The organism is Rhizobium sullae, from assembly GCF_025200715.1.
Lineage (GTDB): Bacteria > Pseudomonadota > Alphaproteobacteria > Rhizobiales > Rhizobiaceae > Rhizobium > Rhizobium sullae.
The window spans coordinates 19,951-42,248 of sequence record NZ_CP104144.1; the positions used below are offsets into that span (position 1 = coordinate 19,951).

The following is a 22,298-nucleotide window of genomic DNA, read 5'->3' on the forward strand; positions in this document are numbered from 1 at the left end:
GCAGCAAATGCGGAACGCGCTTGATGAATTTCAACGCTTGCCGCCGATCGAGCCGCGCGAGATGATCGGGCTATGGACCGGTCGGGGCATTCCGTCCGACCACCCTTTCGACGGCGTGCTAGAAAATCTCGGCTGGTTCGGCAAGCGGTTCACGCCGGATTTGCGCGCGGATGCGCTTTTGTTTCGCTTCGGGGAGCGGGAGCTGATTCCTATTGATCCGGCAAGGATACCGCTCCGGCTGGCTCTGCGTATCCGCAAAGTGGGGAAAACGCGAGCAGCGCGCAAACTGTTTTCGTGTCTTCAGCGCAAACTTCGTGCCAAAGGCTCGGTGGCTTCCCTGAAAACAATGTCGTTCCAAGGCGTCGCGAGTGCCGCGATGATCTATGACGATCAGCCCATTATCGACCACTTCCGCAAGATGGATGATCGAAAAATCATAGGAGCGATGACAATCCAGGGAGACGATCGGATTTATTTCTTCAAACTCGAGCGGGTTGATGAGCCGTGAGCGCTGACTGGATGGGTAGGGCTTGAATTTCCGACAGGCAATTATCATCTGTTGCCTACTACCCGTTTCGATGACCGCTTTGTCGCAGCAGCTTTTCTGTCGTGCGCGGTTGTCCGGGTGTGATAGGGCGCTCCCCGCAAGGGTCGAGCGCCCTATTTTTGTCTAATGGGAAGCTCGCTCGAGCATATCAAAGACCGCGGCGTTACGGAAAGACACTGTCGCCGCGGCCTGATGGCGAGCAGGTTAACTGTGCCGCTGCCAGCCAGCGCTGCCCATGGACACCCGCGGTATGGCTGCTCTTTCAGAGCCTATGCAGGAGACGGGCAGGACTTGAGGTAGCTGACGACGGCATCCGCGATCATTCCGCGGTGTCGGTCGACCGTTTCGCTTTCGGAGAGATCACGCCTGAAAATCGTGCCGAAGGTATAGCGGTTCGAGACGCGGAAGAAGCAGAAGGCGCTGATCATCATGTGGACGTCGATCGGATCGGCCTTCCGGCGAAAAACGCCCTGTTCGAAACCGCGGTCTAGGATGCCGGCGATCGTCTCTATGACCGAGACGTTGAGGTCGCGGATGGCCTCCGAGCGCAGCATATGCGCCGCGTGGTGAATATTCTCAATACTCACCAGCCGGACGAAATCCGGGTTGGCCTCATCATGATCGAAGGTCGTTGCGATCAGCGTGCGTAGTGCTGCTTCCGGCTCAAGGTTCGAAAGCTGAAGATCGGCTTCCAGCGACCGGATCTTGCGGTAGGACTGCTCCAGCACGGCGAGATAGAGACCCTCCTTGCTGCCGAAATAATAATAGATCATCCGCTTTGAAGTGCGGGTCTTCTCCGCGATCGCGTCGACGCGCGCGCCGGCAAGGCCATGGGTCGCGAACTCCTTCGTCGCGACGACGAGGATATCCGCCTGTGTCCGCTCTGGATCGTTCTTTCGTCCGTTTTCGGCCCGCTCCGCCATCTCTTGCGACTATGCTCCCTAAACCGCTGTTTCAAATAGTCAAAGCGGCAGCTGTGAGCGCGGTTGTGCTATCGCATCCGTGCCCGAGAACCCAAGTCATATTCACCTTGCACGCCGGTTTCAATAGACTGCGGCTTGACATTCGAACTAGTTAGTACATTTTTGTAGCAAGACTACGGACCTGGAGGAGGGACGTCGGCGAGATCTCGTCAGAACATGTTCCGCATGCCTGACGGACGACCAAAAGGGCCACTCGATCGGTGGCTTACGCTTTGGGAGGAGCGAATGACCCGCATCATCGACTTCTATTTTCTCGTGTTGAAGGTGACGATCGCGCTGCTGTTGGCAGGCATGGTCGTGCTCGTCTTCGGCAATGTCGTCCTTCGCTATGCCTTCAATCAGGGCATCACGTCCTCCGAAGAATTGTCGCGGATGTTCTTTGTCTGGCTGACCTTCCTCGGCGCTGTTGTCGCGATGCGCGAGCATGGCCATCTCGGCGTTGACTCAGTGCTTCGGCGTCTGCCTCCCGTCGGCGCCAAGATGGCGGCCCTTGCCGGCCACGCGCTGATGCTGCTGGCAACCTGGCTCTTGATCAGCGGCAGCTGGACGCAAACGCTGATCAATGTGCATGTGGCAGCGCCTGCGACCGGCATTTCCATGGCGTTCTTCTACGGTGCCGGGCTGGCGTTCGGCATTCCGGCATTTCTCATCCTCCTGTGGGATGCTTTCGCGATCGCCACCGGCCGTATCGATATCACGACGGTCGAGCTTGTCCGCGACAGCGAGGAGCAAGTCGCGCTCGAGGATCATGCCGATCCGGCACTTGCCAATCTCGTAACAAAGCATTGAGGGGCGGAGAATGACTGTATCCATCTTCCTCGGCGCGCTTCTTGGACCCATGGCGCTTGGTGTGCCGATCGCCTTTGCCCTCATCATCAGCGGCGTTGCGCTGATGATGTATCTTGGCATGTTCGATCCGCAGATCGTGGCGCAGAATGTGCTCAACGGCGCCGACAGCTTTCCGCTGATGGCGGTACCGTTCTTCATGCTGGCAGGCGAGGTGATGAATGCCGGCGGTCTCTCCCGGCGTATCATCAACCTGGCGATGGTGATGGTCGGCCATATTCGCGGCGGCCTCGGTTTCGTCGCGATCTTCGCCGCCTGCGTCATGGCAAGCCTCTCCGGCTCGGCGGTTGCCGATGCCGCGGCGCTCGGTGCACTGCTTCTGCCGATGATGTTGAAATCCGGCCATGACCCGGCGCGCGCCGGCGGCCTGCTCGCGTCGGCCTCAATCATCGGCCCGATCATTCCGCCGTCGATCGGCTTCATTCTTTACGGTGTCGTGGGCGGCGTCTCGATCACCAAACTCTTCCTCGCAGGCATCTTTCCAGGCCTCATGATCGGCGCAGCGCTCTGCATCACTTGGCTCATCGTTGCGCGCAAGGAGCAGTTCCAGCTTCCGCCGAAAGCAAGCGGCGCAATGCGGATGAAGGCATTCGTCGAGAGCATCTGGGCGCTTATGCTGCCGCTCATCATCATCGTCGGCTTGAAATTCGGCGTCTTCACACCGACTGAAGCGGGCGTTGTCGCTGCCGTCTATTCGCTCTTCGTGTCGATGGTCGTCTACCGCGAGCTGCCGCCTGCAAAGGTCTTCCACGTCTTCGTGTCGGCGGCGAAGATCACCGCGATCGTCATGTTCCTGGTTGCTTGCGCTGCCGTTTCAGCCTGGCTGATCACGGTTGCGGACGTTCCCGGCGACCTTGCCGCCATGGTCGAGCCCTTGATGGATAATCAGACGCTGCTTTTGCTCGCGATCATGGTCCTCGTCGTTGCCGTCGGCACGGCGATGGACATGACACCGACCATCCTCATCATGACGCCGGTGCTCATGCCGATCATCAAACAGGCGGGAATCGATCCTGTTTATTTCGGCGTGCTCTTCATCATCAACAATTCGATCGGCCTGATCACGCCGCCGGTCGGCACCGTGCTCAACGTCATCTGTGGCGTTTCTAAGCTTTCGATGGAGCAGCTGATGAAGGGTGTCATGCCCTTCCTCATCGCGGAACTGATCGTCCTGCTTCTGCTCGTCCTGTTTCCGCAACTGGTGACCGTTCCGGTTTCCTGGTTCGGGCACTGATCTTAGCTTCGCCGGCAACGGCGATGGAATTTCAACGCGGCCGGAGGGAGATGCCGGCCACAACCTGGGAGGAAAACATGCTGAACAAATTGACGAAGCTGGCGTTGGGATTGGCATTGCCGATCGCCCTGCTGGCAACCGGCCCCGCGATCGCCGAAATCCGCGGACACCAGCTGAAATTCGCCTCGGCGAACAACAAGGGCCATCCCCAGGTCATGGGCATGGAGAAGTTTGCCGAGCTCTTGAAGGAGAAGAGCGGCGGCAAGATCGAGGTCAAGCTCTTTCCGGGCGGCGTGCTTGGCGGCGATGTACAGACCGTTTCAGCGCTGCAAGGCGGCGTGATCGAAATGACCGTGCTCAATGCCGGCATTCTCGCAAGCAATGTCAAGCCGTTCGGCGCCGTCGACCTGCCCTTCCTCTTCAATAGCGGCGAGGAAGCAGACAAGGTGATGGACGGACCGTTCGGCTCCGGCCTGATGAAGCTTCTGCCGGATACCGGCCTCGTCGGACTTGCCTATTGGGAGCTCGGTTTCCGCAACCTTACGAACAACCGCCACGCAGTCACCAAGCTCGAGGATATCAAGGGCCTGAAGATCCGCACGATCCAGTCGCCGATCCCGATCGAGCTGTTCAACAGCCTCGGCGCCAATGCCGTGCCCTTGCCTTACACCGAACTCTATACGGCGCTTGAGACGGGCACTGTCGACGGCCAGGAAAATCCAGCCGCGAACATCATCAATGCCAAGTTCTTCGAAGTGCAGAAGTACATGACGGTGACCCGTCACCAGTACAATCCGCAGATCGTCCTCATCAGCAAGAAATTCTGGGACGGATTGAATGACGAGGAGAAGGCCCTCTTCCAATCCGCGGCAACGGAAGCCCGCGACTATCAGCGCAAGGTCTCGCGCGAGATGGACGCCAAGGCGATCGACGAGATCAAGAAGACCGGAATGGAAGTCAGCGAACTGAGCCCTGAGGAAACGCAGAAGCTGCGCGAGGCCGTCAAGCCGTTGATCGACAAATTCAGCGCCCAGATCGGCACAGACACCGTCGCACAGCTCATGAAGGAGCTCCACACCGCGCGCGGACAATAAGCAAGGACCGGGCCCGCCCGAAACAGCGGGTCCGTTCTCCTGTCACTGGAAATCACGGAAAAGACGGATGCCCGAGACACTCATAAAACCACTGAGGGCCGGATTGATCGGTGCCGGGATCCAGGCTTCGCTGACGCCTGCCATGCATATGGAGGAGGGTGCTGCGCAGGGTCTGAACTATGAATACGAACTGATCGACCTCAATCAGATCGGCGCCGCACCAGCCGACCTGCCGAGGCTTCTAGCCGAAGCCGAAGCACAGGGTTTTGCAGGCCTCAACATCACCCATCCCTGCAAGCAGGTCATCATCCCCTATCTCGACGAGCTATCGGCCGAGGCGCGAGCGCTCGGGGCCGTCAATACGGTCGTCTTCAAAGACGGACGGCGATATGGCCACAACACCGATTGGTGGGGCTTTGCCGAAAGCTTTCGCCGCGGCTTGCCGGACGCCGATCTCTCTTCGGCCGTTCAGCTTGGTGCTGGCGGCGCAGGCGTTGCGACCGCCTATGCGATGCTCTCGCTCGGCATACAGAGATTGACAGTCTTCGATCGAGAACCGGAACGTGCCGTCACCCTGACCGAAGCGATGTCGCAGCGCTTTCCCGCTGCTGCCATCACGGCCGGAATGGACCTGGCATCGGCGATGCGGCAGGCATCCGGCCTCACACACGCAACGCCAACTGGGATGGCGAAATATCCGGGCATGCCTTTGCCGCCGGAACTGCTTGAGGAACGGCATTGGGTCGCCGAGATCGTCTACTTCCCATTGGAGACCGAACTGCTGCAGCAAGCCAGGAAACGCGGCTGCCGGACGCTCGATGGCGGCGGCATGGCGGTCTTCCAAGCGGTTGGCGCCTTCCGTCTCTTAACCGAGCGAACGCCGGATGCAGCCCGGATGCTTTCGCATTTCAAAGCCATGACCGAATGACCTTCCATTCGACACCGCAAGGAGCAGGCCGATGAAGACGTCTATAGCGACGGTATCGTTGAGCGGCGATCTCCGAGACAAGCTGGAAGCGATCGCGAAAGCCGGTTTCGATGGCGTCGAAATATTCGAAAACGACTTCCTCATCTTCGATGAGAGCCCGCGCCAGGTGGGCAAGATGGTGCGCGATCTCGGTATGGAGATCACGCTCTTCCAGCCCTTCCGGGATTTCGAAGGCATGCCGGAGCCGCTTCGTAGCCGCACATTCGACCGCGCCGAGCGCAAGTTCGACGTCATGCAGGAAATGGGGACGGATCTGGTGCTCGTCTGCTCCAACGTGTCGCCGGCATCGCTCGGCGGCCTCGACCGGGCAGCAGTCGACTTTCATGAGCTTGGCGAGCGCGCGGCAAAGCGCGGCCTGAAGGTGGGCTACGAGGCGCTGGCCTGGGGGAGGCACATTCACGATCACCGCGATGCCTGGGAGATCGTGCGCCGTGCGGACCACCCCAATATCGGCCTGATCCTCGACAGCTTCCATACGCTGTCGCGCAAGATCGATGTCAATTCGATCCGCTCGATTCCGAAGGAAAAGATCTTCATCATCCAGCTTGCCGATGCGCCTCTGATCGACATGGATCTGCTTTTCTGGAGTAGGCATTTCCGCAACATGCCGGGCGAGGGCGACCTGCCGGTCCTCGATTTCATGAAGGCGGTCGCGGCGACCGGATATGACGGATATCTGTCGCTGGAAATTTTCAACGACCAGTTCCGCGGCGGCTCGCCCGCTGCCATCGCAGTTGATGGCAGGCGCTCGTTGATCTATCTCGGTGATCAGGTGAAACGGCAGGAGCCGGAGAGTTCCTTGCCCGTCCCTGCGATGCCGCCGCGTGCCTCCGTCGAAGGCGTCGCCTTCGTCGAGTTCACGGTCGACGAAGACGAAGCGCCGCAGCTCGAATCGCTGATTGCGAGCCTCGGTTTCCGGAAGGTTTCGAGGCACAAGACCAAGAGTGTTACCGTCTTTCGCCAAGGGGGCATCAATCTCGTCGTCAATACCGAGCAGAAGGGCTTTGCCGGCGCATCCTATGCCGTCCATGGCACCTCGGCCTATGCCGCCGGCTTGATGGTCGCCGATGCGAAGGCGGCGGTCGAACGCGCCGTGGCCTTAGGCGCTGAGCGTTTCCGGCAGCCGATCGATCCCGGCGAGATCGAGATGCCGGCGGTGCGCGGTGTCGGCGGCGGTGTCCTCTACTTCCTCGACCGCAAGACGAAGCTTGGCCGCATATGGGAGATCGAGTTCGATCCGGTCGAAGACACGGCAGCCCCGCAGCCTGCCGGGCTGCAATCGATCGATCACATCGCCCAGACCGTGAAATATGAGGAATTGCTCACTTGGCTCCTGTTCTACACATCGATCCTCGATGCTCATAAGACGCCGATGGTCGACATCATCGATCCGTCCGGCATAGTGAGAAGCCAGGCGATAGAAAATGCCGACGGGTCGCTGCGCATCACCATGAACGGTGCCGAAAACCGCAACACGCTTGCCGGCCACTTCATCGCCGAAACCTTCGGCTCCGGCATCCAGCACCTTGCCTTCGAGACTGAGGATATCTTCGCCACCGCTGCGGCCCTTGCCGCAAACGGCTTCGTATCCCTTGCGATCTCGCCGAACTATTATGACGATCTGGAAGCCCGCTTCGGTCTGGACGCGGAATTTGCGGAGCGATTGAAGGCGAACAACATTCTTTATGACCGGGACGAGCATGGCGAATATTTCCAGCTCTACAGTCCCACCTACGGCGAGGGCCTGTTCTTCGAAATCGTCGAAAGGCGCGGCTATCGTGGCTATGGCGCGGCAAATGCCATTTTCCGTATTGCCGCGCTTAGAAAACATCTGCGACCGGCCGGTGTTCCACGTGCCTGAATGCGGGATCATTATCGAACGTATTGGTCAGTGCAGCACCATGTGGCGCGTAGTTGCTTGGCGACGTGGCAAGGTCCTGAATGATCCGTCTAATTCTAATCAGAGCGATTCCAGGGGCTGCCGGATTCCCTCATTGTCGAATTTCGCCTCTAAGCTCTGCGGACGATGGTCTTTTCCGCATCGAGCTGCGCGCCTTGCTTTTCGATCGTTGACCGCGTCCGCTGCCGCGGCGACCGTGCCGTCGTCTTGAGACACGACCCTTCCCTTGCCGTTGTTCATCATAGGCCGCGGCCTCCTAAGCCGAAGAACCGGGCCATCGCCGCGTCGACTACTGCCATCGTATTCGAATCCAGCCTGCCGAATACCGCGCCTGTCTTTGACCGTGGTACGGTCATGGTGCGGTCGACCATCACCTGTGACGGTTTGCGCAAGCCATTGTTGTCATCCGGCTGCACCGTGATGCGGATTAAGTGCTCGTCATGGACGTCGCTGGCTATTTGCAGCAAGGTCACGGAAGGGAGTTCGGCAAATGCGTCATCTTGCACAATGAGCGCAGGGCGCGGTTTGCCATAGTCACCACTGACGGCGATCGTCACTAGGTCGCCGCGCGTCATGCCTTCCATTCGTCCTTGAGCTGTTCTTCATCAAAGAGTATGTCCAGCTCCTTCAAAGACTTTGCCTCGTCGCTCTCGGGGTTGCGGGCGCGTTTCGCCACGGCAAGCGATTGCCGCCGCGCCTCGACCTCAAATGCCTTGCGCTTCTGGCGTTCGACATAGGCTCGCATAAAATCCCGCAATAGCTGGGCGGCAGGCCGATCTTCAGATTCCGCCGCTTGCGTGAATGCGGCCTTCAAGGCGGGGTCGATCCGGAAATTGAACGTATCACCCTTGGGATGACCGGCGCGGGGCATGACAACCTCATCATGTGTTACATATTGCACCTATAATGTAGTTACAATTTTGCCCTTGGTAAGTTATCATTCCAGTTCAAGATTGCGGCCGCGCGACGGCTGCCATTATCTTACGGGCGAGGATATCTTCGCCACTGCTGCGGCCCTTGCCGCAAACGGCTTCGTGCCCCTTGCGATCTCGCCGAACTATTATGACGATCTGGAAGCCGCTTCGGTCTGGACGCGGAATTTGCGGAGCGATTGAAGGCGAACAACATTCTTTATGACCGGGACGAGCATGGCGAATATTTCCAGCTCTACAGTCCCACCTACGGCGAGGGCCTGTTCTTCGAAATCGTCGAAAGGCGCGGCTATCGTGGCTATGGCGCGGCAAATGCCATTTTCCGTATTGCCGCGCTTAGAAAACATCTGCGACCGGCCGGTGTTCCACGTGCCTGAATGCGGGCCTACTGATCATTATCGAAAGTATTGGTCAGTCTCCACTCGGCAAGCGGGCTTTTTGCTGGCAGAATATCCATCTCTGTGATATTTGGATATTCACAAAGGAGATATCCAAATGCCGCTCTACGTCCGCGATAATGATGTGCTCGCGCTCGCCGTCGAGCTTCAAATGCTCATGAAAGCACCCAGCAAGACCGAGGCCGTGAGGATCGCTCTCCGTCATGAGATCGAGCGCACACGCAAAAATATGCCTATACGCGAGCGCCTGGCAAGGGCGCGCGCTAAAGCGCGGGAAATCGGCACCGGCGATCCGGATTTCGACATGAAGAAGTATACCGATGAAATGTGGGGCGACATGTGATGTTCATCGATGCTTCCGCGATCGTCGCAATTCTCAAGCCGGAACCGGACGCCGACGAACTGATGGACCGGCTCGAAAAGGCCGGAGGGCCTTTCTTCGTCTCCCCGCTTGTGCGCTACGAAGCGACAATCTCGCTTGCCCGGGCCCAAGCACAGCAGATAAAGAAGAATACCGCCCCTACGCCCGAAATGGTGGCGATCGCCCGTGAGGCGGTTGACTATTTCGTGCAGGACCTAGAGGCACGTGAGCTCTCGATTTCGAGCGACATCGGCAGGCTTGCGCTCGATGCGGCGATGACCTACGGAAAAGCCATCAGTCATCCAGCTGACCTGAATTTCGGCGACTGCTATGCCTATGCCTGCGCCAAGGCGTATCGCCTTAAGCTCCTCTATAAGGGCGACGACTTCGCGCGAACCGATTTGGCATAGGCCGGAGAGGACCAGAAGACGTTGCGGTGATCGCCGTCGTCAAGTCAATCCTTATCGTCTCGATGCAGTTGAACATGCGCTGCGCCGGCACGTTCTGGCATTTGTTCCTGTCGATGGGCTTGGACTTGTAACCAGACCGTCACCTTTGCAACGGTCGACGCGTTCTTCTGTGTCCTCATCATGTTCTGCGGTAGGATCGCTGCCTTGATCATCAATCGTCAGGTGCCCAGACAAGCCGTCTTGGTTCGCAACCAGCTCGACGAGGACCATACCTCCTGGCCGTGAACCGCTCCCCCCCCCGGAAGAGAGGGCTGGCAAAGAGCCCTGCGCGCCAGACCTACCCTTAATAGGGGAAGCTGATGTGCCGAAAGGTTAGCTAACGGAACGTGCTAACTTCTGCAAAAATAGTGGTCATTCAGGCGAATGACTGGCTCTCGGGAGTTGGCGGCAGTCGGCAATACAACGATCAAGCTTTAGAAATGTCTTGTGAACGATCTGCGATCGTCAGGCGTTATCCTCGCAAGGAGGAAATGATCATGAAGAATATGAACAACCGGCAGGTCCATGTTCCCGGCCCTCACGAGCGCGACGTTGCCGATCACTGCAAGAAACTTGGGGTTGATCCGGCAGAGGAGCGTAAGCTCCTGCGGCTGCTTGGCAAGCATGCACCGCTTCATGAAATCCGGGCGAATGCGCCGCCGAAACAACCGCGTTTCCGTTGAACGATCTCGTATTTGCCGGGTAGCCAACGAAGCGCTGACCTTCACATTGCCTTCGTCCCAAATAGCGCCGAAGAAAATCGTCAGACGCCGCGTTTGTTGCCCCAAAGCAGCACGTGCAGTTGCGGCAGCACGCGCGCCTCGAACCACCGATCTTCGGTTACCTTGTCGATCAGCCAGCGCATCCGGTCCATGATGCCGTCGATATCGACCTTTGCATCGTCATCCGCAGGTGGGGGCGGCGTGTGGTTGCCGGGTTGGAGATAAACCGGAAGCCTGGGATAGCGCGCCGCCGCCGCTCGAGCATAGAGGTAGTCGCGGTCGTCGAAGATAACGATCTTCAGCGCAAGCTGCGGCTTTTTCCCGGCCATTCTCAGGCAGGCGCCGAATGCGCTCCAGTCCGTCTCCATGCCGCTCGACGGCGGCTTCGGGCTGAGCACGAGGACGTCGAGATCGGCAAACCAATCCTTGGCGACGCTGCCTTGGGTCTCCAGCGCGAAACGATAGCCGTCCTCATGCCCGCGCTCAAGCAACGGGCGAAGCGGCTGGATCGCCGGGTTGCCGCCCGACAGCGACACGGTCAGCGGTTTGTTGCCCGAGAGCCGCACGACCTCCTGCCAGATATCGTCGACCGACATCGGATGCCATTGATCGCGATAATCGCTATCGACCGCATGCAGCGTATCGCACCACGAACAGCGATAGTCGCAGCCCCCCGTCCTGACGAAGACCGTCGGAAGTCCGATCAGGATGCCTTCTCCCTGGATAGTCGGCCCGAAGATTTCGCTGACACGGATGTGCGTTTCTCGCGCGGCGCTCATGGCCGGTATTCCGCCCAGGTCTTCGGCGTTTCACTGACGCGCACGGCCGAAGTTTCCGGCAGGCGCTCCTTGCACCAATCGTAAAAATGCTTCGCCAGACATTCCGCCGTCACCTGATCATGACCGAGGACCTCGTTCAGATGACGATGGTCGAAGCACTCATCGATGTAGCGCTTCAGCGGCGCGAGTTCGTGGTAATCGCGGACAAATCCGTGGCTGTTGAGTGCTACTGCCCCAAGTTCAACCTCGACGACGTAATTGTGTCCGTGGAGGCGGGCGCATTGATGATCGGTGGGCAGGCTTGTGAGCTGATGGGAGGCGGAGAAATGGAATTCCTTGGTGATGCGAAACATCATTTCACCTCTTTGGCCAAAAAGCCCGCGGTTGCAGCCGCCCAGAAGTCCGAGTCTTCGTAATCTGTCGGATCCTCTATACCGGCCAGATGAAACGCCTCGCGCCGTTCGACGCAGGTACCGCAGCGGCCACAGTGGCGCACGCCGCCCTTGTAGCACGACCAGGTCTCAGCGAACGGAGTGCCGTTCCTGGCACCATCGGTCACGATGTCTGCCTTTGAGACGGTGACGTAAGGTGCAAAGAGGGAAACACTGGCATAGCCGTCGAGCGCCTGCTTCTGCATGTCCTGGAACGCCTGGATGAAGCCCGGCCGGCAGTCCGGATAGATGAAGTGGTCCCCGCCATGCACGGCGACTGCGACCGCGTCTGCCTTTTGTGCCGCGGCAAGCCCGAAGGCGATAGAAAGCATGATGGCGTTGCGATTCGGGACGACCGTCGCCTTCATCGTCTCTTCAGCATAATGTCCGTCCGGAACATCGATGTCGTCGGTCAGGGCCGATCCGGTGAGATGACGGCCTATATTCCTTATGTCGATGATCTGGTGGGGCACGCCTAGTCTTTTGGCGCAGGCGGCGGCGAAGTCCAGTTCCTTGCGATGCCGCTGTCCGTAGTCGAAGGAAAGAAGGCCGGTGAGTTCGCGTTCCGCGGCAACCTTGTGCGCGAGCGAAACGGAGTCCAATCCGCCGGAGCAGATGACGATGGTTTTCATGATGGATCCCTTGTTTTGACCGGGTGGGCTGCGACCGGATTACGGGAGCGCTTCTAAAGCATTCGAACCGGCTTGTGAAGGGTGCTGGCTGGAATATCCATTAGCATTTCCTTGCATAAGAAGTGCACGAAGCGCAAAATGCCGCCACGGCGGAACGGGGCTCTGCCGCCTTGGGGAGGAAATCATGGACAACTTGAACCTTACGACCCTGCACAAGGGCCAAACCGCCGTGACGAACGTCGCGATCGATGCCTTCGCCGCAGGTTTGCGCGGCAGATTGCTCACTGAGAAGGATGCCGAATACGACGAGGCACGGGCCATATGGAACGGCATGGTCGACCGGCGCCCGGGTCTCATCGTGCGCTGCGCTGGTGCCGCCGACGTCATGAGAGCAGTCCGGTTCGCGCGTGAAAACAATCTTCTGCTGGCAGTGCGCGGCGGCGGGCATAACATCGCCGGCAACGCAATCTGTGAAGGCGGCCTGGTCATTGATCTATCGCCGATGAAATCGGTAAGGGTCGACCCTGGGACAAGGCGCTTGCGGGTCGAGCCGGGTGCAACGCTTGCAGACGTCGATAACGAAACACAGGCTTTCGGGCTGGCCTTGCCGACAGGGATCAATTCCACGACCGGCATTGCCGGGCTCACGCTCGGTGGCGGCTTCGGCTGGCTCACGCGCAAATTCGGTCTGACTATTGATAATCTCATTTCGATGGAGGTGGTGACTGCTGACGGCAAGCTGGTACGCGCAAGCGAGAAGGAAGAGCCGGATCTGTTTTGGGCGCTGCGCGGCGGCGGTGGTAACTTCGGGGTGGTGACCTCCTTTGAATTCCGGCTCCACGACCTACCGGGCGAGGTTCTGGCGGGTCTGGTCGTCCATCCTTTTGCCGACGCCGAAATGGTGCTCAGAGAATATAGACAGGTGCTCGAAACGGCGCCGGACGAACTCACATGCTGGGTGGTCATGCGTCAGGCACCGCCGCTGCCTTTCCTGCCTGCCGAGTGGCATGGCAAGGAAATCCTTGTGCTCGCCATGTGCCATTGCGGTGACATCGAAGCGGGCAAGGCGGCTGCCGCGGGGCTTCGTGCCATCGGCAATCCGATTGCCGACGTCGTCGGTCCGGCGCCCTTTGCCGCCTGGCAACAGGCATTCGATCCGCTGCTGACGCCGGGCGCCCGCAACTATTGGAAGAGCCAGGATTTCGCGGAACTTTCAAATGCGGCGATCGCGGTTCTCCTCGATGCCGTTCGCAAGCTTCCGGGGCCAGAATGCGAGATATTCATCGGCCATGTGGGCGGTGCGGCGGGCCGCATCGCAGTGGAGGCGACGGCTTTTCCCCAGCGCAACTCGCATTTCGTCATGAACGTACATGCGCGTTGGCGCGAGAAATCGATGGATGGCGCCTCCATGGCTTGGGCACGCGAGCTTTTCGAAGCAACGAAGGAGCACGCCATCGGCACGGCTTACATCAACTTCATGCCTGAGGACGAAACCGATCGTGTCGAGGCGGCCTATGGCGGCAATTATCAGCGCCTGACCGAGATCAAACTGCGTTACGATCCGCAGAATCTTTTCCGCATGAACCAGAATGTGACGCCACAGGCGGAAATGCGGGCCGCCAGCTGACCGGTCAGCAACACAACGGATGACACGTCAGGTGCCGCCGCAACGCTTATCATCGGCGGCACGCGTGAATGAAACCAGACGCCGCGTTTCGAGTGCGGCGCGGATCGCGTTCTTTGGCGCTGCGATGGCTCCGGGCGGCTATCAGACGTGCGAGGCAGCGTAGGTTCACAATCAGGGGCAAGGATTTTGGTCTTTGGACCATCGGTATCGTCTTCACGAGTAGAGCGGCAGGACCACCCGGTTTTGTATGTGCCGGATCTCTTGTCGAAGGTGATCCTACGCAGGTCGCAGTGACCAACCTCCAGCCGACTTTTAGGGTCACCAAAGGTGTTGCGTCGCCGTTCGTGGCGTTATTCTACAACTCCAAAGATCGGGCCAAACCCGCCATGCCAGGATCTGTCATTGCGGCCCATGGCAGGGTTGTAAATTCCCACACCTCGCCCACCGTCGAGAAACAGTGCATTGGGGCATTTGAAATGGTCGCGGAACAGGCGCGCGAATTCATGGAAATTCACCGTGTCGTCGCTTGCGGCAAAGCGAACCGTGCCACCGCCGCAGACTCCCACACCGCTCCGACGGGTTCGGTCTGTCGAGCCTAAAATAAAGGCCGGATGCAGCTTGTTCTGCATGACAAGCAATGGACCAGACTGGGTGGCGAACCGCACCTTGGGCCGAAGTTTCAAAAATTGATCCGTCGGGAGTATTCCAGCGCCTGCATCGTCAAGAAAGAACACGCCGTTCGGCTTCTTATAGAAATTTGGAAGCAGACCGGCTGAGCCTTCACCTCCGGCCGTATTGGCGGGTCGTAATTCTCGGCCGTTCTCGACATAAAGTCCTATCGGCGAAAAATCGGCACGGTACATCCCTGCGTTCATCGCGAATGTCAGAGCTCGTCCCTCTTTTCCCACGGCTTCGGCCACGCGCGAGAAATAGCGGTAAGGCTCGCCATTAACGTCGTTCCAGAACAATCGCAGGTCAGCTTTCCCCGGTTCCACCGTGCAAACGATGTATCTCGCATCCTGAAACGTTTCTTGCCCACAATCCTGGGCAAGAGCCGGTGGCAAGGGAGTTATCAATGCAACCAGCATCATGACTGCGAATAGCACCCCATTTTTCAGATACGTCATCGCTACCGACACCTTTATTTCAAGTCTTATTGGACCGCTCTCGTCTGCAATCACATGACACGGTTTGCTTGCCTTTCGAATGTGACGGCTTGCGAAAGTGGTGGCCACTATGGATAATTCCAGCAGTTCGAGGAAGACAGGTTGGGGCCAAGCCAGGGACCTTCATATCCCATGTTCGTTCGTCGCCGAAGACGTGTACGATCCCGCGCGACGTCCTGCTGTCGACGGAGCGCTACCGAGCGAGACAGATGCGAAGCGCATGCCTTGAGGCGATTTTCGCTGAAGAGCTGAAGGGATCGAGGGGTTCATCGAGCTTCAATATGTCCGTGTTGCAGGGATGTAACGATGGCATCCTTCGACCACGACATCCTCATCATTGGCGGTGGTGGAGCGGTACGTCCCTGCTTCGTAGGGGCGCATCCGCAGCGGTTTATGCTATCTTGAACAAATGTCGCTTGCCGACGCCCCAAGGGTGTCCGCCAAATCCCGTCCGGGCGGTGGAAGGCTTCGTTCTGCGGGACGTATCGCAAAAGGCAGAACGGAACCAGGTTCATCCGGCCGCGGTTAAACGGAAAAGGAGGGTTCCATCATGGTGCCAAACGAAATGGATGTTGTACTTGCCACTCTTCCGCTGCGGGTCGGCACTTATGTGCCGGACGATCTGCTTGAGGACTGGTTTGCTCCTGATACAGGCATGAATCCGGTCAGCGACCAATGTCTGAAGGCTGCGAAAGCTTACGGACGGAAATTTGAGTGCGAGTTCAAGTATTATACGGATCGCCAGGAAGGAGTCTTTTGGAAATTCGTCCCAGCTATGTGACACGCTGCGGGCAAACAATAATTGGATGCAGCCGGCGCCGGAAGATAGAGTTGCGGCGCCGAAGTCCATCCGCCGAATCTCACTTAGTCGGGAACCACGACGAGTTTTCCGACGAAGTTCTTGGCCATGAAATCCGTCTGAGCCCGATGAAAATCCGATAGCGGATAGACGCCGCCGACGAGTGCCTTGATCTTTTTTTCCTCGATATAGCGGACGAGCCGGCGGAAGTCGGCCCGCGTACCTTGGCTCGATCCATGCAGCTCCAATTGCTTCAGATACATCGTTCGAAGATCGAGTTGGACGACCGGCCCGCCGATTGCGCCCGCTGTCGTATATCGCCCTTCGGGGCGAAGGATTTTCAGGAGATCGTTGAACATCGGCCCGGCAACAAGATCGGCCACGACGTCGACCGGTTCCCCGCCCGCCGCCTGATGGACGGCTTCGACGAGGTCGCCCGCACCGCGCGTGATGACTGCTTCCGCGCCGATATCGAGCACCGCGTGCTCCTTGCCGGGACCGGCGATTGCGATCGGGATCGCGCCGCGCGCTCTTGCGAGCTGAATGATGGCCGAACCGACGCCGCCCGATGCGCCCGTCACCAGCACGCGCTCGCCTGCGGCGAGCCGCGCCCGCTCAAGCATACGTTCTCCGGTCAGATAGGCACAGCAGAAGGTTGCAAGTTCGATGTCTGTGAGGTCGGTGTCGACGACATGGGCGTTTTCGGCGGGCAGTGCCATATATTGGGCATAGCCGCCGTCCCGGCCGTGGCCCATGTAGTCGATGTCGGCGAGGCTGTCGTCTTCGCGATTGTAGATCGAGAAATCGACCATCACGCGTTCGCCGGTCCGGTTGGCGTCGATGCCGGCGCCGACCGCGACGATGTGACCGACGGCATCCGTCCCCTGGATGCGGGGGAACGTCAGCGTATTGCCCTTTCTGCGCCACGTAGAAACCGCCGACGGGTCGTCTTCGGTGCCATAGGCGCCCTGACGAACCCAGACATCGGTGTTGTTCATGCCGCAGGCCGTGACCTTGATGAGCACTTCACCCGCTGCCGGCGCCGGGACAGGGGTAGACTCGTTATACACCAGCTTGTCGAGCCCGCCATGACCGACGAGTTGGACAGCAGCCATCGTCTTCGGAACAACGGTCATGTCACACACTCCCCCTTCAGATGGACTTGAAGACGCTGTCGATCGCCTCGGCCGCAGCCTTGACGACGATGTCGGCCTCGCCGCGCGTCAGGCAAAGCGGCGGCGCAAAGCCGAGGATGTCACCCTGCGGCATGGCGCGGCCGATGACGCCGCGTTCGAGCAATGCTGCTGAAACCTGCGGGCCGATCTTTTGCGAGGCATCGAAGAATTTGCGATCGTCCCGATCTGCAACGAACTCGACTGCCGCCATCATCCCGTCGCCACGTACTTCGCCAACGTTCTTGTGCCCGCCGACGGCCTTTGTCAGTTCCGAGCGGAAATAGGCGCCCGTGTCGCCGGCGTTCTTTACGAGATCAAGCTCATCGATCAGTTCCAGGTTGGCAATTCCAGCAGCGGCGCAGATCGGGTGCGCAGAGTAGGTCCAGCCATGACCGATCGCCCCCATCTGGTCGGAGCCCTGGACGAGAAGCTGCCAGACTTTATCGGAAACGATAGTCCCGGAAAGCGGCGCATAGGCCGAGGTGAGACCTTTGGCGATGGTGATCAGGTCCGGCTTCATGCCGTAATAGTCCGAGCCGAACGTCGTGCCCAGACGCCCAAATCCGGTCACCACTTCGTCCGCAATGAGCAGGATATCATATTTCTGCAGCACGGCCTGGATCTTCTGCCAGTATCCCTTTGGCGGTGGAACGATGCCGCCTGTTCCAAGGATCGGCTCGCCGATGAAGGCGGCGACGGTTTCTGGACCTTCGGCAAGTATCATCTCCTCAAGCTTGTCGGCGCAATGTTGCGAGAACTGCTCTTCGTCCATCGAGCGGTCGGGGCGGCGGAAATAATAGGGAGCTTCCGTGTGGAGGATGGGCGCGCGCGGCAGGTCGAAAGCCTTATGGAAAAGTTCAAGCCCCGTCAGCGAACCCGTCATGACGCCCGAGCCGTGATAACCCCGCCAGCGCGAGATGATCTTCTTCTTGTCCGGACGGCCGAGGATGTTGTTGTAATACCAGATGAGCTTGATGTTCGTCTCGTTCGCATCCGAACCTGAAAGACCGAAGTATACGCGGCTCATGCCTTCCGGCGCACGGTCGATGATCATCTTCGACAGCGTTATCGATGCTTCCGTGCCATGGCCAACATAGGCGTGATAATAGGCTAGATTCTTAGCCTGTTCGGCGATCGCATCGGCGATCTTTTGCCGGCCATAGCCGACATTGACGCAGTAAAGTCCAGCAAAGGCATCGAGGCTGGTGCGGCCGCCCGTATCGGTGATGTAGACACCCTCGCCGCTGCCGATCACCCGCGTCGGCGTCTCGCCGCGTGCATGCGAGCCCATATGGGTGGAGGGGTGGAAGAAATGATCCCGGTCCCAGGCGTTGAGTTCGTTGCTTCTTTCCAGCATGGCGTTGTCCTTGATGTTAAAGAGTAAGAGGCCTCAGGCGGCCGTGTCGATGCAGAGGTATTTGAGCTCGGTGAAGGCTTCGATGCCATGCCTTGAGCCCTCGCGCCCAAGTCCGGACTGTTTCCAGCCGCCGAAAGGAATGGGGCCGCCGGTGATCTTCACCCGGTTGATCGCCACCATGCCGTATTCGAGCGCCCGTCCAAGACGCAGTTGCCGGGCGCCATTTTCCGTGACGACATAGGCGACGAGACCGTATTCGGTGGCGTTCGCCCTTGCGACCACTTCGTCTTCCGTGTCGAAGATGCTAACGCCCGCGACAGGGCCGAAAGTCTCCTCGCGCATGATGAGGGCATCGTCAGGAACGTCTGTGAGCAGCGTCGGTTCGAAGAACAGTCTGCCGGCGGTATGACGTTTGCCGCCGGTTACCAGTTTTGCTCCGCTCTTCAACGCATCGGCAACCTGTTCCTCGACTTTGACGATGGCACGTTCGTGGATCAGCGGGCCGATATCGGCGTCCGCCGAAAGACCGTCTGCAACCTTGAGCGCTTCGATGCGTCGTGCAATTGCCTCAGCGAAACGATCGGCAATGGAGCGGTGCACGAAGATGCGATTGGCTGCCAGGCAATCCTGGCCCGATGTGGCGAACTTGGCGTCGATGGCAATTTTGGCAGCACGCTCGATGTCGGCATCGTCGAATATGATAAGCGGCGCGTGTCCGCCAAGCTCCATCACCAGTCTTTTCATGGTCGGCGCGCATTGAGCGGCAATGAGCTTGCCGATGCCGGTCGAGCCGGTGAAGCTCATTGCCCGGACGCGCTCGTCCTCGCACATGCGGCCGACGATGGCTGCCGCATAACCGGTGACGACATTGAATACGCCCGCCGGAATGCCGGCGCGCTCGCCGAGCTCTGCAAGTGCGAGTGCAGAAAGCGGGGTCTCGGATGAAGGATGAGAAACGACGGTGCAGCCCGCAGCAAGTGCTGCCGCCGCTTTGCGTGTTATCATGGCGGATGGAAAATTCCACGGCGTGACGATGCCGACGACACCAAGCGCCTCGCGGCGGACGATCATCTCTGCATCCGGCAGATGGCTGGTGACGTTTTCGGCGTTCAGCCGCTTGCCTTCCTCAGCGTACCACTCGACGAACGAGGCGGCATAATCGATCTCGCCCAGGGATTCCGAAAGCGGCTTGCCCTGCTCGAGCGTCATGATCAAGGCGAGATCGTGCTTTGATGCGAGCATGAGGTCATGCCAGTTGCGCAGGATTTTTGCCCGGTGCTGCGGCAGCATGGCCCGCCAGGCAGGCATCGCCAGCGCCGCCGCGTCGATCGCCGCTGCGGTCTCGTCCGCGCCGAGGCTCGCTACCCAGGCAACGGTTGTGCCTGAAGCAGGATCGGTGACCTCGAAGCTCTTGCCGGCGTTACCCGCCGACCAGCGTCCGCCGACATAGGCGAGATTGCGCAGGAGATGCCTGTCCTTCAGGCGCGAAAGCGCATTATGAAATTCGGGGCGGGCAAAAACCGCGGTCATGATTTGTCTCCTCATTGCCGACAGCGAAGTCTCTCACAGGAGGAGACGAGAAATTGTCTGTTGCCGGGGGTCTCACGAGAGAGATTGACTAAGGCCACGGCCAATCGCGGCTGATCTGTCTACGAGCCGGATTGCGTTTCGAGCATCGCGATCAAACGTTCTTCAAAACTATGCCTTCTATACGCCACACGCCACACGCCCAGCGGCTCGGCGACGTGTCGTCGTCATCGATATATCCTGGGATCAACGCAGTCAGGACAGGAAGCCTCAGGCTAAATCCGCTTCTGTGTCGAGCTTTACAGGTGACCGACTCATAGGCACCGGAAAATCAAATCCGCTCTTTTTTCATGCCGCGGTTCCTGCAGTTTCCAGTAGTAGACGGCGAATCGTCTTTGGCCTATCGATGAACCCATGCGATCGTCCCTGGAACATCTGCCGGAAGAAAAGCAGCGCGAGCTTGCCCGCGTCGTTGCGATCATCCATGAGGAGTTCGCCGATGCGCTGTCAGGCACGTCGGCCGCCTTCAAGAAGCGCGGCCGGATCTTAAAGATTTTGCTTTTCGGTTCCTTCGCGCGCGGCACCTGGGTCGACGAGCCGCACACGATGAAGGGCTACCGCTCCGACTACGACATCCTCGTCATCGTCAATTCCAAACAACTGGCCGAACCACAATACTGGGACAAAACAACCGACCGGCTCCTTTGGGACAAAGGCGTGAAGACGCCGGTCGGGCTGATCGTCCATGGCGCCAGGGAGGTGAACAACTTTCTGGCCGATGGCCAGTATTTCTTCGCCGACATCCTGCGCGAGGGCATCGTGCTCTACGAGCTCGACGACCGGCCGCTGGCGGAGCCTAGGACGCTCTCGGCGGTCGATGCGTATAGGGTGGCGAAGGAGCATTTCGAGAGGCGCTACCCCGAAGCCCAGTTAACGCTTCGGACCGCGCAATGGCAGGCCAGCCAAATTGGTGAATCGACTGAATGGGCGCGTCTGGCAGCGTTTAGCTTGCACCAAGCAAACGAACATGCTTTTGCGACCGCGCTCTTGACGCTGACCAACTACAGCCCACCATCGCACAACCTGAAATTCCTGCGGGGGCTGGCGGAAGACCAGGACCGCCGGTTGATCGACGCCTGGCCGCGTGACCAGCACCGCTATACCGCCTGGTACAACATTCTCAACGAAGCCTATGTAAAGGCGCGATACTCGAAACACTTCGAGATCACCGAAGAAGCGCTAGCCTGGCTGCTTGAGCGAACAGAGCATCTACATCAGATTGTTGCAGCCATCTGCAGGGAGCGCTTGGCCGAACTGGAGCGGCAAGCGGCGACGACTGAAGACCGCGCCTAAAATGCGGCATGCCCGCAACGGCATGGGGGCCAAATCCCTCCTCCGTTACATCAGAACGGTTGTTCGGCCCGGAGGCCTAGATTATTCGACACGGGTAGCTAATAGCCGTTAATACCGCTGCCGCGAACTGGGCCTATCCCTTGCGGCTGTGCGTAGGTTGTGTTGTCCGAGCCGGTGGTTGTACACCCTGAAAGGGTCAAAAGCGCTATTGCTGCGGCGGCCAAAAGGTATTTCAGAGGCATGGGATTATCCTATCATGGAAGACTGCCCAGGCCCCAGGGGCCAGAGGCCGGATACTCCCTTAAATCATCTGCAATGGCAAGCGGACGGAGGTAACCGAGGCAAGTGCCTCCACGGTATCGGGCGGCGGTGATCGTCAGTCGAGGCGGACAACCTTATTGCGGGAAGCATACATCAAGCATCGCATGTCGCAGGTGTTCGGTATTGCCCATTCCTAGAATCACACCTCGCCAAGCATCGATGGGCTGCACGCACGGCGGAACAGGGCGGTTCCTCAAAGCAGATACAAAAGCTCGACGATCGCCGCAACTGTGTCGAGGATTGGCAATGCCAAACCAGCCAGGGCCAATGAGATGATAGGCCAATTTGATTGGGCTTGGGCGGGTTTGTTGTTCCTGTCAACATCCATAGTCGCGCCTCCATGTGAATTGATATAGGAAACCCGCATTAAGATGGAAGCCACGCCACCGCCCTTTCATCTTGTGGTCCCTACCGAGGCGCCTTCTCCTTAGCCGGGAAGGCAAGGGGCACACTCCTGCGGCACTGGGATCATGCAATTTTCATCGACTGAAGGACGATGAAATCGCGTGCCAATAAGCGCGCATGCGAAGGAAAAGTTCTCGGTGAAAAAAGGAAAACAGCCCCGCCCCATAGGGTGGAGGGCGAGGCTGAACTGGGAGGAGTAAATCACCGCCGCGGCGGCTCACCAGAAACTAGGGCAAGCTCTCAGTTTCCCAGGCGGTCAAATCGTCGCAGGC

The 22,298-nt window shown here is 59.0% G+C and carries 24 protein-coding genes and 1 pseudogene; 13 read left to right on the plus strand and 12 right to left on the minus strand.

The features are described from left to right. The first annotated feature begins 7 nt into the window (after positions 1-7). Positions 8-508, plus strand: a complete 501-nt coding sequence (locus N2599_RS20655; RefSeq protein ID WP_037144352.1) for a DUF4334 domain-containing protein — start codon at positions 8-10, stop codon at positions 506-508. A 308-nt stretch (positions 509-816) separates the two neighbouring features. Here N2599_RS20655 and N2599_RS20660 read toward each other — a convergent pair whose 3' ends face one another. Beyond that, complete coding sequence (locus N2599_RS20660; RefSeq protein ID WP_027513833.1) at positions 817-1,470, minus strand: TetR/AcrR family transcriptional regulator; 654 nt, start codon at positions 1,468-1,470, stop codon at positions 817-819. A 285-nt stretch (positions 1,471-1,755) separates the two neighbouring features. On the opposite strand from N2599_RS20660, the gene N2599_RS20665 reads away from it, so the two are divergent. The 5 genes from N2599_RS20665 (at position 1,756) to N2599_RS20685 (ending at position 7,553) form a co-directional block, all read left to right on the plus strand. Then, positions 1,756-2,319 (plus strand): TRAP transporter small permease, encoded by a 564-nt coding sequence (locus tag N2599_RS20665; protein WP_027513834.1) that lies wholly within the window; start codon positions 1,756-1,758, stop codon positions 2,317-2,319. Between the two features lie 10 nt (positions 2,320-2,329). Next, complete coding sequence (locus tag N2599_RS20670) at positions 2,330-3,610, plus strand: TRAP transporter large permease (protein ID WP_027513835.1); 1,281 nt, start codon at positions 2,330-2,332, stop codon at positions 3,608-3,610. A gap of 77 nt (positions 3,611-3,687) precedes the next feature. Next, the gene (locus N2599_RS20675) at positions 3,688-4,704 is read left to right on the plus strand and encodes a TRAP transporter substrate-binding protein (protein WP_027513836.1); all 1,017 of its coding nucleotides are present in this window, start codon (positions 3,688-3,690) and stop codon (positions 4,702-4,704) included. 67 nt (positions 4,705-4,771) lie between these two features. Next, on the plus strand, positions 4,772-5,632 hold the full coding sequence (locus N2599_RS20680; protein ID WP_027513837.1) for a shikimate dehydrogenase: 861 nt from the start codon (positions 4,772-4,774) through the stop codon (positions 5,630-5,632). A 31-nt stretch (positions 5,633-5,663) separates the two neighbouring features. Continuing rightward, positions 5,664-7,553, plus strand: coding sequence for a bifunctional sugar phosphate isomerase/epimerase/4-hydroxyphenylpyruvate dioxygenase family protein (locus N2599_RS20685; protein ID WP_027513838.1), 1,890 nt, complete (start codon positions 5,664-5,666; stop codon positions 7,551-7,553). 99 nt (positions 7,554-7,652) lie between these two features. Here the strand turns inward: N2599_RS20685 and N2599_RS20690 are convergent, their stop codons facing one another. Genes N2599_RS20690 through N2599_RS20700 form a run of 3 tightly spaced genes read right to left on the minus strand, consistent with a single transcriptional unit; the run spans position 7,653 to position 8,463 of the window. After that, the gene (locus N2599_RS20690; RefSeq protein ID WP_027513965.1) at positions 7,653-7,835 is read right to left on the minus strand and encodes a hypothetical protein; all 183 of its coding nucleotides are present in this window, start codon (positions 7,833-7,835) and stop codon (positions 7,653-7,655) included. Beyond that, positions 7,832-8,167 carry a type II toxin-antitoxin system PemK/MazF family toxin gene (locus N2599_RS20695; protein WP_027513964.1) on the minus strand — a complete coding sequence of 112 codons (336 nt, stop codon included), beginning with the start codon at positions 8,165-8,167 and terminating at the stop codon, positions 7,832-7,834. Before N2599_RS20695 ends, N2599_RS20690 begins: the two co-directional genes overlap by 4 nt. Continuing rightward, positions 8,164-8,463 (minus strand): CopG family ribbon-helix-helix protein, encoded by a 300-nt coding sequence (locus tag N2599_RS20700; protein ID WP_027513963.1) that lies wholly within the window; start codon positions 8,461-8,463, stop codon positions 8,164-8,166. The genes N2599_RS20695 and N2599_RS20700 overlap by 4 nt, the downstream gene beginning before the upstream one ends. A gap of 118 nt (positions 8,464-8,581) precedes the next feature. Here N2599_RS20700 and N2599_RS20705 point away from each other — a divergent pair. The 4 genes and pseudogenes from N2599_RS20705 to N2599_RS20720 form a co-directional block, all read left to right on the plus strand. Next, positions 8,582-8,901, plus strand: a pseudogene (locus N2599_RS20705) (3-keto-5-aminohexanoate cleavage protein); the annotation flags it as partial. A gap of 118 nt (positions 8,902-9,019) precedes the next feature. Continuing rightward, positions 9,020-9,265 carry a type II toxin-antitoxin system VapB family antitoxin gene (locus tag N2599_RS20710; protein WP_027513785.1) on the plus strand — a complete coding sequence of 82 codons (246 nt, stop codon included), beginning with the start codon at positions 9,020-9,022 and terminating at the stop codon, positions 9,263-9,265. Further along, positions 9,262-9,693: a type II toxin-antitoxin system VapC family toxin gene (locus N2599_RS20715; protein ID WP_027513784.1), complete on the plus strand. Its 432-nt coding sequence runs from the start codon at positions 9,262-9,264 to the stop codon at positions 9,691-9,693. Before N2599_RS20710 ends, N2599_RS20715 begins: the two co-directional genes overlap by 4 nt. A gap of 536 nt (positions 9,694-10,229) precedes the next feature. Continuing rightward, complete coding sequence (locus N2599_RS20720) at positions 10,230-10,415, plus strand: hypothetical protein (RefSeq protein ID WP_027513783.1); 186 nt, start codon at positions 10,230-10,232, stop codon at positions 10,413-10,415. A gap of 80 nt (positions 10,416-10,495) precedes the next feature. Here the strand turns inward: N2599_RS20720 and queE are convergent, their stop codons facing one another. Genes queE through queC form a run of 3 tightly spaced genes read right to left on the minus strand, consistent with a single transcriptional unit; the run spans position 10,496 to position 12,296 of the window. Beyond that, positions 10,496-11,233: a 7-carboxy-7-deazaguanine synthase QueE gene (gene queE / locus N2599_RS20725; protein ID WP_027513782.1), complete on the minus strand. Its 738-nt coding sequence runs from the start codon at positions 11,231-11,233 to the stop codon at positions 10,496-10,498. Then, positions 11,230-11,586 carry a 6-carboxytetrahydropterin synthase QueD gene (gene queD / locus N2599_RS20730; RefSeq protein WP_027513781.1) on the minus strand — a complete coding sequence of 119 codons (357 nt, stop codon included), beginning with the start codon at positions 11,584-11,586 and terminating at the stop codon, positions 11,230-11,232. Before queD ends, queE begins: the two co-directional genes overlap by 4 nt. Continuing rightward, positions 11,586-12,296, minus strand: a complete 711-nt coding sequence (queC, locus tag N2599_RS20735; RefSeq protein WP_027513780.1) for a 7-cyano-7-deazaguanine synthase QueC — start codon at positions 12,294-12,296, stop codon at positions 11,586-11,588. Before queC ends, queD begins: the two co-directional genes overlap by 1 nt. 184 nt (positions 12,297-12,480) lie before the next feature. Here queC and N2599_RS20740 point away from each other — a divergent pair, with 184 nt between their 5' ends. Next, positions 12,481-13,923 (plus strand): FAD-binding oxidoreductase, encoded by a 1,443-nt coding sequence (locus tag N2599_RS20740; protein ID WP_027513779.1) that lies wholly within the window; start codon positions 12,481-12,483, stop codon positions 13,921-13,923. Between the two features lie 350 nt (positions 13,924-14,273). Here N2599_RS20740 and N2599_RS20745 read toward each other — a convergent pair whose 3' ends face one another. Next, positions 14,274-15,050 carry a phosphodiester glycosidase family protein gene (locus N2599_RS20745; protein ID WP_027513778.1) on the minus strand — a complete coding sequence of 259 codons (777 nt, stop codon included), beginning with the start codon at positions 15,048-15,050 and terminating at the stop codon, positions 14,274-14,276. 589 nt (positions 15,051-15,639) lie between these two features. On the opposite strand from N2599_RS20745, the gene N2599_RS20750 reads away from it, so the two are divergent. Then, positions 15,640-15,870, plus strand: coding sequence for a hypothetical protein (locus N2599_RS20750; protein ID WP_027513777.1), 231 nt, complete (start codon positions 15,640-15,642; stop codon positions 15,868-15,870). Between the two features lie 83 nt (positions 15,871-15,953). On the opposite strand, the gene N2599_RS20755 is transcribed toward N2599_RS20750, so the two are convergent. From N2599_RS20755 to N2599_RS20765, 3 genes are read right to left on the minus strand one after another with little or no spacing between them, the layout of a single operon-like run. Then, positions 15,954-17,024: an alcohol dehydrogenase family protein gene (locus N2599_RS20755; protein ID WP_037144299.1), complete on the minus strand. Its 1,071-nt coding sequence runs from the start codon at positions 17,022-17,024 to the stop codon at positions 15,954-15,956. 16 nt (positions 17,025-17,040) lie between these two features. After that, on the minus strand, positions 17,041-18,420 hold the full coding sequence (locus N2599_RS20760) for an aspartate aminotransferase family protein (RefSeq protein WP_027513775.1): 1,380 nt from the start codon (positions 18,418-18,420) through the stop codon (positions 17,041-17,043). A gap of 33 nt (positions 18,421-18,453) precedes the next feature. Further along, positions 18,454-19,950, minus strand: coding sequence for an NAD-dependent succinate-semialdehyde dehydrogenase (locus N2599_RS20765; protein ID WP_027513774.1), 1,497 nt, complete (start codon positions 19,948-19,950; stop codon positions 18,454-18,456). Between the two features lie 411 nt (positions 19,951-20,361). Here N2599_RS20765 and N2599_RS20770 point away from each other — a divergent pair, with 411 nt between their 5' ends. Then, entirely contained in the window at positions 20,362-21,300 is a 939-nt protein-coding gene (locus tag N2599_RS20770) for a nucleotidyltransferase and HEPN domain-containing protein (protein WP_100770415.1), read from the plus strand. 514 nt (positions 21,301-21,814) lie between these two features. Here the strand turns inward: N2599_RS20770 and N2599_RS20775 are convergent. Beyond that, positions 21,815-21,949, minus strand: coding sequence for a hypothetical protein (locus N2599_RS20775; protein WP_260308537.1), 135 nt, complete (start codon positions 21,947-21,949; stop codon positions 21,815-21,817). Between the last annotated feature and the right edge of the window lie 349 nt (positions 21,950-22,298).